Genomic DNA, 15106 nt, shown 5'->3' with positions numbered 1-15106 from the left:
CCCGGTGGTGGAACCGGGCGCGCCCTCGTTTCAGTGCAGGATCTGGCTGAGGAACAGCTTGGTCCGCTCGTGCTGCGGGTTGGAGAAGAAGGCGTTGGGCTCGTTCATCTCCACGATCTGCCCGGCATCCATGAAGATCACCCGGTTCGCTACCTGACGGGCAAAGCCCATCTCGTGGGTCACGCACAGCATGGTCATGCCGTCCTGGGCGAGGGAGACCATGGTGTCGAGCACCTCCTTCACCATTTCCGGGTCGAGGGCGGAGGTCGGCTCGTCGAACAGCATGATGCGCGGGCGCATGCAGAGCGCGCGGGCGATGGCCACACGCTGCTGCTGGCCGCCGGAGAGCTGGCCAGGATATTTGTGCGCCTGGTGGGGGATCTTCACCTTCTCGAGGAAGTGCATCGCCAGATCCTCGGCATCCTTCTTCGGCATCTTGCGCACCCACATGGGCGCGAGCGTGCAGTTCTCGAGGATGGTGAGGTGCGGGAACAGGTTGAAGTGCTGGAAGCACATGCCCACCTCGCGGCGCACCTCGTCGATGCGCTTGAGGTCGTCGGTCAATTCGATGCCGTCCACCACGATGCGACCCTTCTGGTGCTCTTCCAGGCGGTTGATGCAGCGGATGAGGGTGGATTTGCCCGAGCCGGACGGGCCGCAGATGACGAGGCGTTCGCCGCGTTCCACGGTCAGGTTCACGTCCCGGAGGACGTGGAAGTCGCCGTACCACTTGTTCACGCCGGTCATTTCGACGGCGATCTTGGGGGCGGTGGCCTCGTCGGCGGCGATGATGGGATCTGCGCTCACGTGTGTTGCCCCTCTCAGTGCCGGTGGGCCCGGTCGAGGCGCTTTTCCAGCGCCATCGAATACCGGGACATGCCGAAGCAGAAGACGAAATAGATGATGCCGGCGAAGCCGAAGCCGGTGAACAAAGTGGTGGGCGAGGCCCAGTTGGGGTCGGTGAAGGCCGCGCGCATGGAGCCGAGCAGGTCGAAGATCGAGACGATCAGCACCAGCGTCGTGTCCTTGAACAGGCCGATGAAGTTGTTGACGATGCCGGGGATCACCAGCTTCAGCGCCTGCGGCAGGACCACGAGGCGCATCATCAGCCCCGAGCGCAGGCCCATCGCCATGGCGCCCTCATACTGGCCCTTGGGGATCGCCTGCAGGCCGCCGCGCACCACCTCCGCCATATAGGCCGAGGCGAACAAGGCGACGCCCACCAGCGCCCGGAGCAGCCCGTCGATGGTGAAGCGGCCGGGCAGGAACAGGGGCAGCATGTAGGTGGCGAAGAACAGCACCGTGATGAGTGGCACGCCGCGCCAGAACTCGATGAAGATGATGCACAGCCACTTCACCAGCGGCAGCTTGGAGCGCCGGCCGAGGGCGAGGAGGATGCCGAAGGGCAGGGAGACCGTGATGCCGGTGACCGCGATCACCAGCGTCACGAGGAGGCCGCCCCACAGGCGGGTTTCCACCTGGGGCAGGCCGGTGTCGATGTCCACGGCCAGCAGAACCACCGCCAGCACGCCGAGAATGCTGAGCGTGGTCTGCGCCGCCGAGCGTCCGCCCTCGGGACCCGCGAGGAAGCGGGAGATGCCGTAGGCGATGGCCGTCAGCAGGACGGTGGAGAGGACGTAATCCACCCAGAAGCCGATCCTGAGGCCCTGCGCGCCGCCGATGGTGGAGAAATCCACGCCGAGCCAGCCGAGGACGAAGCGCTGGAGATCGAGGTTGCCGCCGGTGAGCAGCACGAAGGCCACCACCGGATAGACGCCGAAGAAGGCGATGGCATTGAGCCGCTTCAGGGGCAGGCTCTGGATGAGCAGCGGCAGCAGCAGCAGGGCGCCGAGCCAGTACACCACGTTCACCCGCCAGCGCTCGCTGGCCGGGTAGAAGCCATAGATGAGCTGGTCGAGCTTGGCCCAGATGAAGGGCCAGCAGGCGCCCACCGGCCGGCCGATCTTCTCGGCGAGGCAAGCGTCGCGGTTGGTGCCGGTCCATACCGCGTCGATCAGGAAGAATTTGATGAGCGGCGGCACGGTGACATAGAGCAGCCAGACGCCGAACAGCGTCAGCAGCACCTGCGGCACCGAGCCGAACAGGTGCTGGCGCGCCCACAGGATGGGGCCGCGGGTCGCGACCGGGGCCGGCTGCGGCTCGTGGAACGCCGTCGAGACGAAGGGCGTCGCGGGGGTGATGGAGGCGCGGGGGGCGGAGATGTCCGTCATGTCACCGCTCCACCAGCGCGACGCGCTTGTTGTACCAGCCCATGATCGTCGAGGTGACGATGGAGATGGTGAGATAGACCGCCATGATGATGGCGATGATCTCGATAGCCTGGCCGGTCTGGTTCAGCGTGGTGCCCGCGAACACCGCGAACAGGTCCGGATAGCCCACCGCCACGCCGAGCGACGAGTTCTTGGTGAGGTTGAGATACTGGCTGGTCAAAGGTGGCACGATCACCCGCATGGCCTGCGGGATGATGACGAGGCGCAGCGTCGGCCCGTTGCGCAGGCCGAGCGAATGGGCCGCCTCGGTCTGGCCCTTGGACACGGCGAGGATGCCCGAGCGCACGATCTCGGCGATGAAGCCGCCGGTGTAGATGGACAGCGCCAGCAGCAGCGACACGAATTCGGGGATGACGCGCAGTCCTCCGACGAAGTTGAAGCCGCGCAGTTCAGGCTTCTCAACGCCGACCGGGAAGCCCATCGCCGCGGAGGCGAGAAGCGGCAGCACGATGATGAGGCCGAGGGAGGTCCAGAAGACGGGGAAGAAATGTCCCGTCGCCTCCCGCCGCTTCTTTGCCCAGCGTCCGAGCAGGAAGCTCAAGATGAAGGCGGCGATGAGGGCATAGAGGATGGCCATGGAGCCGTCCTCGAAGATGGGGCGCGGCACCACGAGGCCGCGGTTGTTCACGAACACGCCGGGGGCGGCGAGGGTGGCCGCATAGGTGGAGAGGGGGCCGCCGAGAAAGCCGAGGCCGATGGAGGAGAGGCCCGAGCCGATGGCCCCGAGCAGCGGCTGCAGGCCGAAGCCCCAGCTCTGGCGCGGGCCGGGCAGGGCGGCCAGCACGGCGAGGTACCAGAACATGATCTGGAACAGCGGCGGCAGGTTGCGGGTGATCTCCACATAAGCGGAGGCCAGCGCCTTGATGACCACGTTCTTCGACAGCCGCGCCACACCCATCAGGAAGCCGATGAGGGTCGCGAGGATGATGCCGAGGAAGGCCACCAGCAGCGTGTTGAACAGGCCCACCAGGAAGGCGCGGCCATAGGACATGGATTCGTTGTAGGGGATCAGCGTCTGGCTGATGGCGAAGCCGGCGCGATTGTCGAGGAAGCCGAAGCCTGAGGCGATGCCGAGCCGGGACAGGTTGGACTGGGCGTTGGAATAGAACGACCACAGCAGCCAGACGAGAATGACCGCGACGGTGATCTGGATCACCTGGGACCGCAGCTTGGGATCCGTCCAGGACCAGCGACGGCCCTGTGGCCGCGGCGGCGCGGCAGGGCTGACTTCAGACATGAAACCCCCGAAAGCTCAGGCCTTTGGCCTGTGTTCTTGGTGGCGGAGGGCGCGATGCCCGCGTCCTCCGTCCCGTCTTTGAGCCCTGCTCTCAAGCAAGGCGCGGGCCATGCGGCCCGGATGCGCTCAGCGCACCGGCGGGCCGTACTGGATGCCGCCCTTGGTCCAGAGGTTGTTGAGCCCGCGCTCAATGCCGAGCGGCGTGGCGGGACCGACGTTGCGGTCGTAGATCTCGCCGTAATTGCCGGTGGCCTTGATGATGCGCACCACCCAGTCGGGGGTGAGGCCGATGCCCTCGCCATACTTGCCGTCGGTGCCGAGCAGGCGCTTCACGTCCGGGTTCTCGGACTTCACCATCTCGTCCACGTTCTTCTGGGTGATGCCCAGTTCTTCCGAGTTCAAGAGCGCGAAGTAGGTCCACTTCACGAGGTCGAACCACTGGTCATCACCGTGGCGCACCAGCGGGCCGAGGGGCTCCTTGGAGATGGTCTCGGGCAGGAGCACGTGGTCGGCGGGGTTGGTCAGCTTGAGGCGCACCGCGGCGAGCTGGGACTTGTCCGAGGTGAATACGTCGCAGCGGCCGGATTCATAGGCCTTCACGGTCTCGTCGAGGGTCGCGAAGGCGATGACCTCACGATACTTCATGTTGTTGGCGCGGAAGTAGTCGCCCACATTCAGCTCGTTCGACGTGCCGGTCTGCACGCAGATGGAGGCTTCCTGCAGCTCCTTGGCGGACTTCAGGCCCACCGACTTGCGGATGAGGAAGCCCTGGCCGTCATAATACATCACGCCGGCGAAGTTGAAGCCGAGGGTGGTATCGCGCGACATGGTCCAGGTGGTGTTGCGCGACAGCACGTCGATGGCGCCGGAGGTCAGCGCGGTGAAGCGGTCCTTGGCGGAGAGGGGGGTGAACTTCACCTTCGTGGGATCGTTGAAGATGCCGGCGGCGATGGCGCGGCAGAAATCGACGTCGAGCCCGCTCCACTCATTCTTGTCGTTGGGGCTGGAGAAGCCGGGCAGGCCCTGCGTCACGCCGCAGTTGAGGGCGCCTCTCGCCTTCACGTCGTCGAGGGTCGCTGCTTGCACGGCGCCGGCCAGCGACAGAAGTCCTGCTGCTGCGAGGAGGATGCGTTTCACGGAAGGTTCCTTTTTTCGCGACGACGACCCCCTGCCGCCACCGTCTTTCGCCGTGATCCGGCACGAGACGGCTCGACGGACGGATCAAGGCCGTCTATCCCGCCCATCACAACCCCTCACAGCGGAGCGGTCAATAGCGGCCGGTCGGTCGCAAGCTGCCGTGACCACAGGAGATGTGCATGTCGGACGGAAGCAGGGATGACCACGGGTCAGACGGAGCGTCAGGCGAGGCCCGTGGCACGGCCACGAAGATCGTCCACGCCGGCCGCGATCCCCGCCGTTTCGACGGGTTCGTGAATACGCCGGTGGTGCGCGGCTCCACGGTGCTCTACCCGAATTATGACGATCTGATCCACCACCGCGCCCGCTACACCTACGGCCGCCACGGCAACCCCACGAGCGAGAGCCTGCAGGTGGCGCTCACCGCGCTGGAAGGCGGCGACTGCGTGGTGCTGACCCCGTCCGGCCTTTCGGCGGTGACGACCGCGCTGCTGGCGGTGGCCGGCAGCGGCGATCACGTGCTCGTGGTGGACAGCGTGTACCGGCCGACCCGCAATTTCTGCGATGGGCTATTCGCCCGCCTCGGTGTCGAGACCACCTATTACGATCCTTTGATCGGCGCCGGCATCGAGGCGCTGATCCGGCCGAACACCAAGGCCATCTTCCTGGAGGCGCCCGGCTCCCAGAGCTTCGAGATGCAGGACGTGCCGGCCATCGTCGCGGTGGCGAAGGCGCGCGGCATCACCACGCTCATCGACAACACCTGGGCGACCCCGGTCTTCTTCAAGCCCCATGCGTTCGGCGTGGATATCTCGATCCAGTCTGGCACCAAATACATCTGCGGCCATGCGGACGTGAGCATCGGCACCATCTCGGCGGTCGGCGACGCCCTCCGAAAGGTGCGCGCCACCTACAGCGCGCTGGGCATGACGGTCGGCCCGGACGACATCGCGCTTGCCGCCCGCGGCCTGCGCACGCTTGCCGTGCGGCTCGCCCATCACCAGAAGGCGGGTCTGGAAATGGCCGAGTGGCTGGCCGCGCGGCCGGAAGTCTCGCGCGTGCTGCATCCTGCGCTGCCGTCCGATCCCGGCCACGCCATCTGGAAGCGCGACTTCTGCGGCGCCAGCGGCCTGTTCAGTTTCATCCTGAAGCCGGTGCCCGAGGCTGCGGTGGCGGCCTTCTTCGATGCGCTGACGCTGTTCGGGATGGGCTATTCCTGGGGCGGCTACGAGAGCCTCGCCATCCCCTTCGACTGCCGGGACTACCGCACGGCGACGACGTGGAAGGTGGAAGGCCCGGCGGTGCGTATCCACATCGGGCTCGAGGACACCGCCGATCTCAAGGCGGACCTCGATCAGGCCTTCGCCCGCATGCTTGAGGTGGCAGCCGGCTAGAACGCACCCGCGCCACGGGGAAACCTGCGGCGCGGGCCGGCGTTGTCCTGACGAGACACAAGCGTCAGGAGGCCAGAATGCAGGACCCGAACGAAGTCCGCGAGGACGTGGAATTCCACCGCACCGATGGTCGCACGGTCGATGGCGCCCCGGTGAAGCCGGCGGTTCAGGCGCGGCAGGGGGTGACCTCCGGCCGCGTCCTGATGATCCTGTCCGTCGGCATCGCGCTCGTCGTGATCGGCTTTGCCGCGAGCTACATGGGCGCGGTGTAGTTTCTAAACCGGGATGTTGTCGATCAGCCGGGTCTGGCCAAGCCAGGCTGCGGCCAGCAGCCGGATGGGCTCCTTGGCGTCCTTGAGCGGCGCCAGGGTTTCTGCGTGGCGGGCGGCCACATAGTCCACCTTGAGGCCAAGGGCAGAGATCATCCCCGCCGCCGTATCCACCGCCACCTGCGGCGCGGTTCCGGCCCGGATGGCTTCCGCAGCGCGGGTGAGGGCGGCGTAGATCACCGGGGCGATCTTGCGCTGCTCCTCGTCCAGATAGGCATTGCGGGAGGAGAGGGCGAGGCCATCCGCCTCGCGGGTGGTCGGCACCGGCACGACCTCGACGCCGAGATCGAGATCCTTCGACAGCCGCGTCACCACCTTGAGCTGCTGGTAGTCCTTCTCGCCGAATATGGCGTAGTCCGGTGCGCACTGGATGAAGAGCTTGCCCACCACCGTCGCCACGCCGCCGAAGAAATGCGGACGGAAATCCGTCTCCAGCCCCTCGGAGGGGCCGCCCACGTTGATGCGAGTGGCAAAGCCAGCCGGATACATCTCGGTCGCGGTCGGGGCATAGACGAGATCGACGCCCACTTCGGCGAGCTTGTAGAGGTCCGCCTCCAACGCGCGGGGATAGGTGTCGAAATCCTCGTGCGGGGCGAACTGGGCAGGATTCACGAAGATCGACACCACGGTGCGCCCGGCGAGTTCGCGCGCCTTCTGCGCCAGCGCCATGTGGCCCACATGCAGGGCGCCCATGGTGGGAACCAGCGCCACCTTGGAGCCTTCGGCCCGGAAGCCCGCCACCGCCGCCCTCAGTTCGCGCACGCGGCCCACAACCTTCGGCAAAGTCGCCATCGTCCCATCCCCTCGATGCGGCTCCGGACCGCTGGGGGGTGCAGATAGGCCGTGTGCCGGCTGGCATCAAGCCATTGCCCACCTTCGGTAGCACCGGAAGGGGGGCCTTGGTGGTCCGTTCGATGCAGCTTATGTGTGGGACAGAGAGGACCGGATGGCCACGCGCGACGACAGCAAGGGGAAACTGGCGGAAACCAAAGCCGGGCAATCGGTTCCGGTTTCCGCTCCAGGAGAGGTTGCGGCCTTCCTCGCCGCGGCGCGCAGCATGCCCCCCGCCCGCCCGGCGGATGGCCGGGGTCGACTGTCCTTCGCGCTTGATGCGACCGGCTCACGCCAGCCCACCTGGTCGCTGGCGTGCGACATCCAGGCCGACATGTTCGCCGCTGCCGCCAGCCATGGCGGCCTCGACATGCAGATCGTCTATTACCGCGGGCAGGACGAATGCCGCGCCTCGCCCTTCGTGCATGATGCGGCGACGCTGGGCGGGCTGATGCGGCGCATCTCCTGCAGCGGCGGGCTCACCCAGATCAACCGCATCCTCGGCCATCTTGCGAAGGAGGCCGAGCGCTCGGGCCTGCGTGCCGCAGTCTTCGTGGGCGACGCGGTGGAGGAAGACCCGGCGGTGCTGAGGGAGGCGGCGGGGCAGCTCGCCCTGCGCGGGGTGAAGCTGTTCATGTTCCAGGAGGGGCACGACGCCCGCGTGGAAGACGTCTTCCGCGGCCTCGCCCAGGTCACCGGCGGCGCGTGGTGCCGGTTCGATCCCACCGCTCCGGGCGAACTCCGGCAGTTGCTCGCGGCGGTCGCCGCCTATGCAGCCGGCGGCCAACTGGCCCTGACATCCCGCCGCGACGCCGGCGCCCGGCGCCTCATCGCCGCCATGGGCCGCTGACCTGTGGCGCTTCGTCTGTCTTGCTCAATCATTCCGCTGGCGCAGGGGCGCCGCGACCCGATCCGGAGTTCCGCGTGATTAGCCTTGTCGCCGGTGCGTTGCTGCTGTTGATCGGCCTCTATGGCCTCTCGGTCTGGACCAAGGCCGATCCGAAGGCCCTCATCGCTGCCATGATGCGGACGCTGGCCTATGCGGCGCTTCTGGGGGCCGCGGGAGCATTGGTCACCGGGCGCATCGGCATCGCGTTGCCGCTGGGCGCCGCGGGCATCGCCCTGCTTGGGCGGCTCGATCCGCAGGGGATCGGCGGCTATCTCGGCGGGCTGTTCAAGCGGCGGAGCGCGCCGAAGACCTCAGGTGTGCGCACGGCGCTGTTCGAGATGGAACTGGATCACTCTACCGGGGACATGCGGGGAACAGTGCTGGCCGGGCCCTGTGCCGGGCAACGGCTGGAGGAGATCGACGTCCCCTCCTTGCTGGCGCTGCGCCCGCAGTGCGATGCGCAGTCGCTGGCTCTACTCGAAGCTTATCTCGACCGCCGGGCGCCCGCCTGGCGTGAGGACGCACAAGGAAACGCGGGTGCGGGGAATATGGGCGGAGGCGGTGGCCTGGACGCTGCGATGCCCGAGGAGGAGGCCTATCAGATCCTTGGCCTTCAGCCGGGCGCGAGCGCGGAAGCTGTCCGCGCGGCGCACCGATCCCTCATGAAGAAGCTCCACCCCGATCATGGCGGATCCGACTATCTCGCGGCGAGGATCAACCGAGCGAAGGACGTGATCTTGCGCAAGCATCGCTGATTCTCTGTCAGGACTTCAATTCCTGATAGGCATGCAGTCGAAATCGTTACGCTTGAGTAAACGACAGGCTTCCTTCGCCGACTTCTCATTAAAACCGGCGAAGCGGGCGCGGTAGAGGTCGGTCGAACCCTTGGAAACCTTCTCGGTATAGGGATCGGCGCCGGCCAGAGCCGATTTCGCACGGGCACGGGCGGCATCAAGCTTGTTGCGGGCCGCGCGCTCGGCATCGAACGCGCCGATCTGGATGCTCCAGCCGGTCTTGGCCGAAGCCGGCACATTGCTGCGCGCGGGGGGGGCAGCCGCCGGCTGCGGAGGCGCCACCGGAGCGAGGGAGGCCGTGCGCACCGGCTTGGCCGGCGGCTGGGTCGCCTGCGCACGGGGCTGGGCGTCTACCACGCCGTCGCGGGCGGAGCGCAGGGCGCGGGCATAGGGGTCGTCGGGCTCCATGGCGGCGATGCGGGCCGCGCGCATGGCCTGCTCGGCGGCGGCATCGTGGGCGCCAAGGCGCGAATTGTCCTTGCCCGAAGGTGTTGCAGCGGGGGCGGGCGCCACGTCGGCCCGCGCGGCGACCTGCTGCGGCTTGGCGTGTGCCCGGCCTTCGGCCGCGGCGGTCGCGGCGGCTGCGGCCGGCGACTGGGCAAGGCCGGAGGGGCCGAGATAGCCGAGCACGCCGGCGGGCGCCGAGGTGAACTGGGTGGTCGACGCCACTTGCACCGGCGCAGCCGGGGCGGCCGCGGGCGCCGCCGCCACGTTGGCGGCGGTGGGCTTCTGGATGGAAACGGTCTTCACGGCGACCGGCTTGATCGGCTCGGCCGAGCCGGGCTTCACCTGAGGTAGCGGCGCCGAAGGCGCGGCGGCGGCAACCACCTGATTGGCCGTGCGTGCGGTCGGCTTTGTGGGGATGGACGCGGTGCTCGCTGGCTCGGCCGCTTCGGCCACCGCCGGCTTCGGCAGCGGCGCCACGGCATGGGGCTGCACATCGTCACGGGCGGCGACGATGGGCATGGGCGCATTGAAGCTGCCCGGCTTGCCGATGGAAAAGGCGTTGTCGGCCACCTCGGTGATCTTCGGGGCCACGCGACCGCCGGCATAGGCCGTGGGCAGGTTCTGGCTGATGAGGCTGGTCATCCGCGCATCGCGGGAGCCGCCGCTGGAACCGCCGAGCACCACGCCGACCAGATAGCGGCCATCCCGCTTCACCGAGGTGACGAGATTATAGCCCGAGGCATTGGTGTAGCCGGTCTTGATGCCGTCGACGCCTTCCACCCGGCCGAGCAGGCGGTTGTGATTCCCGATGGCCTGGCCGCGGTAATAGAAGGTCCGGGTGGCGAAATACTTGTATTGCTTGGGGAAGCGGTCCTGGATGGCGCGGCCGAGGATGGACAGGTCGCGGGCCGTCGTGACCTGGTTCACATTCGGCAGGCCGGAGGCGTTGCGGTAGACCGTGCGGCTCATGCCGAGGGCGCGGGCCTTCTCGGTCATCGCCTCGGCGAATGCGGATTCAGACCCGGCGAGATTTTCAGCGATCACCACCGCCACGTCGTTGGCCGAGCGGGTGACGATCGCCTTGATGGCATCCTCCACCTCGATGGTCTGGCCGGGCTTCATGCCGAGCTTGGAGGGCTGCTGCGACGCTGCCTTGGCGGATACCTCCAACTTGCTGTCGAGGCGCAGGTTTCCCGCCTCCAGCTGCTCGAACAGGAGGTAAAGCGTCATGATCTTGGTGACTGAGGCAGGATGTCGCAGGGCGTCCGAATTTTCTTCGTAGAGCACCTTGCCGGTATTGCCGTCCACGATGATGGCGGCGGAGCCGTAGCGCCAGCGACCGCCGTCGGGGTCCACAGCGGCAACCGTCTTGGTATTGGAGGACGGCTTCGTCTTTGACGCGGACTTGGACGAAGACTTGGCGCTGCGCTCCACCTGCGTCTTCTTGCGCGGCTTCGCGTCGGCCACCGTGGCGGTCAGGGAGAAGGCCGCAAGCACCGCAAGGGCAAGGGCTTTCGAGGAATGTGGCAGACCGCCCCGAGCGTAACGCATGTACTTGTGTCCCGTGTCGCTGGTCGCAGACGCCGCCCCTTTTCCGGAACACCGATGTGACAGGGAAGCCTTGTGAGAGGCTTGTGCGTCGCACCGGAGGTCCAGGGAAGCGACCAGTGCCTGACCCTAAAAACGCGGAGTTACCAAGGCGTAAACCGGGCGCCCTCGCCATATTGTGCAGCGCACAATTGAGCTTGACTTTCATTGTGCAGTGCATAATATCCACAACTGAGCGGAGGCATAATCCACTCGACGCAATGCCAGCGCGTTTGCTGGCGCGAAAGGGGACACCCAATGGTTCAGAGCGCTGAAGAGCTCCAGAAGCTCAGCAAGGACAACATCGAAGCCGCCGTGAAGAGCTTCGGTACGCTCTCCAAGAGCGCCCAGGCGATCGCGGTGGAAATCGCCGATTACACCAAGTCTTCCTTCGAGCAGGGCACCGCTGCCCTCGAGAAGCTGCTCGGTGCCAAGACCCTCGAGCAGGCCATCGAGATCCAGCAGTCCTACCTCAAGACCGCCTACGAGGGCGCCGTCGCCCAGGCGACCAAGCTCGGCGAGCTCTACACGGAGCTGGCGAAGGAGAGCTACAAGCCCTTCGAGACCTCCTTCGGCAAGTTCGGCCGCTGAGGTTCGATGCCTGAGGCCATCGGCCTGAGGTTTGCCCCGTCCGGCGCGCAGGACTGCGTGCCGGGGGCTTGATGATCCCGCGAGGCCTCCCGTCAGGGCTGGCCTCCCGGTGCCGCGCCGGGGGCTCGTATCGCGTCGCGCCCCGGCGCTCCCGCCCCATCGATGGTTCCCGTTCGGCCCGGTCCACGCCGGGCCTTCGGCTTTTCGGCGCCAGCGCGTTTCGCCCCCGGCGACGCATCCTGCCAAAGCGCCGCACGCCGGATTTGCGCTGCTGACCTTGCGCCTGCCGGCATTCCTCCCGACATAGAAGCGGCTTGGACGTCTGTGCGGCGAGTGGCGCAACTTGCGTGACGCACCGCGGTACTGGCGCCGAGGCACCGATTTTTCTATGATCGCCAGCCGCCAGGGGCTGCGCCGAGGCTCCGAGTCGCCGGAGATCGCGACAGGGCGCGAGGATTATGAAGCACGTTTTCCATCCGTCTCAGCCGGCTCGCTCGATTTCCGCGCCCATGCTCCCGCGCGCCATGGCGGCGGAGCCGCCGCGCAAGGGCGACGGGCCGGGCACGGCCGTCATCACCCGCACCAAGCCCCAGACCAAGCGGCCGAGCCTCTATCGCGTTCTGCTGCTGAATGACGACTACACGCCCATGGAGTTCGTGGTCCATGTGCTCGAGCGGTTCTTCAGCAAGAACCGGGACGAGGCGAACCGCATCATGCTCCATGTCCATCACCACGGCGTGGGCGAATGCGGCGTTTTCACCTATGAGGTCGCCGAGACCAAGGTGACTCAGGTGATGGATTTCGCCCGCAAGCATCAGCATCCGCTTCAGTGCGTGATGGAAAAGAAGTGAGCCGCGACAGGCGGCCTTCAGACTTCCCGCAGAAAAAGTGATCGTCACCCGACCCGGGCGGAAGCTCGGGCGGGCGGGGCGTTGTGCCGTCGTCAAGAGCAATTCGGCGACAGGCCCGCGCGCTTTCCTTTCGCCGAGGGACTTGCGCACTGCGGCATCCAGTACGAAGTTTGTGTGAATGGTGCACGTGCTCCGGATCTGGGGGAAGATTCCGATAGTCCGGAGCGACGCGCGAAAGAGGTGTCGATGCCTACATTCTCACGCAGCCTCGAACAGTCGCTCCATCGCGCTCTGGCCCTCGCGAACGAACGCCACCACGAATACGCGACTCTCGAGCATCTGCTTCTCTCGCTCGTCGACGATCAGGATGCGGCCGCCGTCATGCGCGCCTGCAACGTCGACATGGAGAAGCTTCGTCGCAATCTCATCGAATATGTCGACACCGAGCTGGAAAATCTGGTCCAGTCCGGCTCCGACGATTCCAAGCCCACGGCCGGTTTCCAGCGCGTCATCCAGCGTGCCGTCATCCATGTCCAGTCCTCGGGCCGCGAGGAGGTGACGGGGGCCAACGTGCTCGTCGCCATCTTCGCCGAGCGCGAGAGCCACGCCGCCTATTTCCTGCAGGAGCAGGACATGACGCGGTACGATGCGGTCAATTACATCTCCCACGGCATCGCCAAGCGCTCCGGCATGTCCGAGAGCCGCCCCGTGCGCGGCGCCGAGGAGGAGACCGAGACCAAGTCCGGTGATGACAAGCAGAAGAAGGCCGACGCGCTCGACGCCTACTGCATCAATCTCAACAAGAAGGCGCATGAGGGCAAGATCGATCCCCTCATCGGCCGCGACAGCGAGATCACCCGCACCATCCAGGTGCTCTGCCGCCGGCAGAAGAACAACCCTCTGTTCGTGGGCGACCCGGGCGTCGGCAAGACCGCCATCGCCGAGGGCCTCGCCAAGCGCATCAATGACGGCGACGTGCCGGACGTGCTCGCCACCGCCACCGTCTTCGCGCTCGACATGGGCGCGCTGCTCGCCGGAACCCGCTATCGCGGCGACTTCGAGGAGCGCCTCAAGCAGGTGGTCAAGGAGATCGAGGCCTATCCCAACGCGATCATGTTCATCGACGAGATCCACACCGTCATCGGTGCCGGTGCGACCTCGGGCGGGGCCATGGATGCGTCCAACCTGTTGAAGCCGGCGCTGGCCTCTGGCTCGCTCCGCTGCATGGGCTCGACCACCTACAAGGAATACCGCCAGTATTTCGAGAAGGATCGCGCCCTCGTCCGCCGCTTCCAGAAGATCGACGTGGCCGAGCCGTCCGTGCCGGACGCCATCGAGATCCTCAAGGGGCTGAAGCCCTATTTCGAGGATTACCACAAGCTGCGCTACACCAACGACGCCATCAAGGCGGCGGTGGAGCTGTCGGCCCGCTACATCCATGACCGCAAGCTGCCGGACAAGGCGATCGACGTGATCGACGAGTCGGGTGCGGCCCAGATGCTGCTGCCTGAGGCCAAGCGCAAGAAGACCATCGGCCTCAAGGAGATCGAGGCGACCATCGCCACCATGGCGCGGATTCCGCCCAAGACCGTCTCCAAGGACGATGCCGAGGTGCTGGCCAACCTGCAGACGACCCTGAAGCGGGTGGTCTACGGGCAGAACAAGGCCATCGAGGCGCTCTCCGCCTCCATCAAGCTGGCCCGTGCCGGCCTGCGCGAGCCCGAGAAGCCCATCGGCTGCTACCTGTTCTCCGGCCCCACCGGCGTCGGTAAGACCGAGGTGGCCAAGCAGCTTGCCTCCATCCTGGGCGTGCAGCTCCTGCGCTTCGACATGTCGGAGTACATGGAGCGCCACACCGTGAGCCGCCTCATCGGCGCCCCTCCCGGCTATGTGGGCTTCGACCAGGGCGGCCTGCTGACCGACGGCGTGGACCAGAACCCGCACTGCGTGCTGCTGCTGGACGAGATCGAGAAGGCCCATCCGGACCTCTTCAACATCCTCCTGCAGGTGATGGACCACGGGAAGCTGACCGACCACAACGGCAAGCAGATCGACTTCCGCAACGTGATCCTCATCATGACCACGAATGCGGGCGCCGCCGACCTTGCCAAGCCGGCCTACGGCTTCACCCGCCAGAAGCGCGAGGGCGACGATTCGGAGGCCATCAGCCGGACCTTCGCGCCCGAGTTCCGTAACCGCCTCGACGCGGTGATCCCGTTCGGCCACCTGCCGACCGAGGTCATCACCCAGGTGGTCGAGAAGTTCGTGCTCCAGCTGGAGGCCCAGCTCGCCGACCGCAACGTCACCATCGAGCTCTCCGACGAGGCGGGTGCGTGGCTGGTGGATCGCGGCTACGACGAGCAGATGGGGGCGCGGCCCATGGCCCGCGTCATCCAGGAGTTCATCAAGACGCCGCTGGCGGATCTGGTGCTGTTCGGCGCTCTCAAGAACGGCGGCCATGTGCGTGTGGTGGTGGAGGGCGAGGGCAAGGAATCGAAGCTCGGCTTCGAATTCCCCGAAGGCCCCGTCACCCCCAAGCCGGAGAAGATCGTTCCGGCCCCGGCCAAGCGCCGCAAGCCGGCGGCCAAGTCGAAGGCCAAGCCCACCCCAAAGGGCAAGGGCCCGAAGGGTGGGCCGGCCGGTGGCTCGGGCCGATCCGGCAGCCCGGTGCCCAAGCTGCCGCTGGTCAAGGCCTGACGGCTTCCATCAAAAAGAAAGAGGCGGCCCG

Annotated in this window: 13 protein-coding genes; 7 read left to right on the top strand and 6 right to left on the bottom strand. The window is 66.7% G+C overall.

Translation table 11 applies throughout. The annotated features are described in order from the left end of the window. Positions 1 to 30 precede the first annotated feature (30 nt). From ACT535_RS03470 to ACT535_RS03455, 4 genes are all read right to left on the bottom strand, one after another. Positions 31 to 747, bottom strand: coding sequence for an amino acid ABC transporter ATP-binding protein (locus ACT535_RS03470; protein WP_168458279.1), 717 nt, complete (start codon positions 745 to 747; stop codon positions 31 to 33). A 74-nt stretch (positions 748 to 821) separates the two neighbouring features. Beyond that, positions 822 to 2231, bottom strand: coding sequence for an amino acid ABC transporter permease (locus tag ACT535_RS03465; protein WP_476363374.1), 1410 nt, complete (start codon positions 2229 to 2231; stop codon positions 822 to 824). A gap of 1 nt (position 2232) precedes the next feature. Next, positions 2233 to 3528 (bottom strand): amino acid ABC transporter permease, encoded by a 1296-nt coding sequence (locus ACT535_RS03460; protein WP_476363373.1) that lies wholly within the window; start codon positions 3526 to 3528, stop codon positions 2233 to 2235. Between the two features lie 126 nt (positions 3529 to 3654). Further along, positions 3655 to 4665 carry an amino acid ABC transporter substrate-binding protein gene (locus ACT535_RS03455; protein ID WP_168457980.1) on the bottom strand — a complete coding sequence of 337 codons (1011 nt, stop codon included), beginning with the start codon at positions 4663 to 4665 and terminating at the stop codon, positions 3655 to 3657. A gap of 179 nt (positions 4666 to 4844) precedes the next feature. Here ACT535_RS03455 and metC point away from each other — a divergent pair, with 179 nt between their 5' ends. Further along, the gene (gene metC / locus ACT535_RS03450) at positions 4845 to 6059 is read left to right on the top strand and encodes a cystathionine beta-lyase (RefSeq protein WP_476363372.1); all 1215 of its coding nucleotides are present in this window, start codon (positions 4845 to 4847) and stop codon (positions 6057 to 6059) included. Between the two features lie 77 nt (positions 6060 to 6136). After that, the gene (locus tag ACT535_RS03445; RefSeq protein ID WP_168457978.1) at positions 6137 to 6331 is read left to right on the top strand and encodes a hypothetical protein; all 195 of its coding nucleotides are present in this window, start codon (positions 6137 to 6139) and stop codon (positions 6329 to 6331) included. Between the two features lie 3 nt (positions 6332 to 6334). Here ACT535_RS03445 and panC read toward each other — a convergent pair whose 3' ends face one another. Continuing rightward, entirely contained in the window at positions 6335 to 7180 is an 846-nt protein-coding gene (gene panC, locus ACT535_RS03440; protein WP_476363371.1) for a pantoate--beta-alanine ligase, read from the bottom strand. A 154-nt stretch (positions 7181 to 7334) separates the two neighbouring features. Between panC and ACT535_RS03435 the strand changes: the two genes are divergently transcribed. Together ACT535_RS03435 and ACT535_RS03430 are read left to right on the top strand one after the other, a co-directional pair. After that, the gene (locus tag ACT535_RS03435) at positions 7335 to 8069 is read left to right on the top strand and encodes a VWA domain-containing protein (RefSeq protein ID WP_476363370.1); all 735 of its coding nucleotides are present in this window, start codon (positions 7335 to 7337) and stop codon (positions 8067 to 8069) included. A 74-nt stretch (positions 8070 to 8143) separates the two neighbouring features. Further along, positions 8144 to 8863: a DnaJ domain-containing protein gene (locus tag ACT535_RS03430; RefSeq protein ID WP_476363369.1), complete on the top strand. Its 720-nt coding sequence runs from the start codon at positions 8144 to 8146 to the stop codon at positions 8861 to 8863. Between the two features lie 15 nt (positions 8864 to 8878). Here the strand turns inward: ACT535_RS03430 and ACT535_RS03425 are convergent, their stop codons facing one another. Then, a complete protein-coding gene (locus ACT535_RS03425; protein WP_476363368.1) occupies positions 8879 to 10900 on the bottom strand; it encodes a serine hydrolase in 2022 nt (673 codons plus the stop codon). A gap of 294 nt (positions 10901 to 11194) precedes the next feature. On the opposite strand from ACT535_RS03425, the gene ACT535_RS03420 reads away from it, so the two are divergent. The 3 genes from ACT535_RS03420 (at position 11195) to clpA (ending at position 15075) form a co-directional block, all read left to right on the top strand. Continuing rightward, positions 11195 to 11527, top strand: coding sequence for a phasin family protein (locus ACT535_RS03420; RefSeq protein ID WP_168457974.1), 333 nt, complete (start codon positions 11195 to 11197; stop codon positions 11525 to 11527). A 509-nt stretch (positions 11528 to 12036) separates the two neighbouring features. After that, entirely contained in the window at positions 12037 to 12378 is a 342-nt protein-coding gene (clpS, locus tag ACT535_RS03415) for an ATP-dependent Clp protease adapter ClpS (protein WP_476363367.1), read from the top strand. Positions 12379 to 12624: 246 nt separating this feature from the next. Next, a complete protein-coding gene (gene clpA / locus ACT535_RS03410) occupies positions 12625 to 15075 on the top strand; it encodes an ATP-dependent Clp protease ATP-binding subunit ClpA (protein WP_476363366.1) in 2451 nt (816 codons plus the stop codon). Positions 15076 to 15106: the final 31 nt, after the last annotated feature.

Source organism: Xanthobacter sp. DMC12, from assembly GCF_056314105.1.
This window is presented reverse-complemented; position numbering and strand designations above follow the sequence as displayed.

Excerpts from the sequence above, each read along its gene's own strand:
- ACT535_RS03470 (WP_168458279.1), bottom strand. The coding sequence starts at position 747 with ATGACCGGCGTGAACAAGTGGTACGGCGACTTCCACGTCCTCCGGGAC.
- ACT535_RS03465 (WP_476363374.1), bottom strand. The coding sequence starts at position 2,231 with ATGACGGACATCTCCGCCCCCCGCGCCTCCATCACCCCCGCGACGCCC.
- ACT535_RS03460 (WP_476363373.1), bottom strand. The coding sequence starts at position 3,528 with ATGTCTGAAGTCAGCCCTGCCGCGCCGCCGCGGCCACAGGGCCGTCGC.
- metC (WP_476363372.1), top strand. The coding sequence starts at position 4,845 with ATGTCGGACGGAAGCAGGGATGACCACGGGTCAGACGGAGCGTCAGGC.
- ACT535_RS03445 (WP_168457978.1), top strand. The coding sequence starts at position 6,137 with ATGCAGGACCCGAACGAAGTCCGCGAGGACGTGGAATTCCACCGCACC.
- panC (WP_476363371.1), bottom strand. The coding sequence starts at position 7,180 with ATGGCGACTTTGCCGAAGGTTGTGGGCCGCGTGCGCGAACTGAGGGCG.
- ACT535_RS03435 (WP_476363370.1), top strand. The coding sequence starts at position 7,335 with ATGGCCACGCGCGACGACAGCAAGGGGAAACTGGCGGAAACCAAAGCC.
- ACT535_RS03425 (WP_476363368.1), bottom strand. The coding sequence starts at position 10,900 with ATGCGTTACGCTCGGGGCGGTCTGCCACATTCCTCGAAAGCCCTTGCC.
- ACT535_RS03420 (WP_168457974.1), top strand. The coding sequence starts at position 11,195 with ATGGTTCAGAGCGCTGAAGAGCTCCAGAAGCTCAGCAAGGACAACATC.
- clpS (WP_476363367.1), top strand. The coding sequence starts at position 12,037 with ATGCTCCCGCGCGCCATGGCGGCGGAGCCGCCGCGCAAGGGCGACGGG.
- clpA (WP_476363366.1), top strand. The coding sequence starts at position 12,625 with ATGCCTACATTCTCACGCAGCCTCGAACAGTCGCTCCATCGCGCTCTG.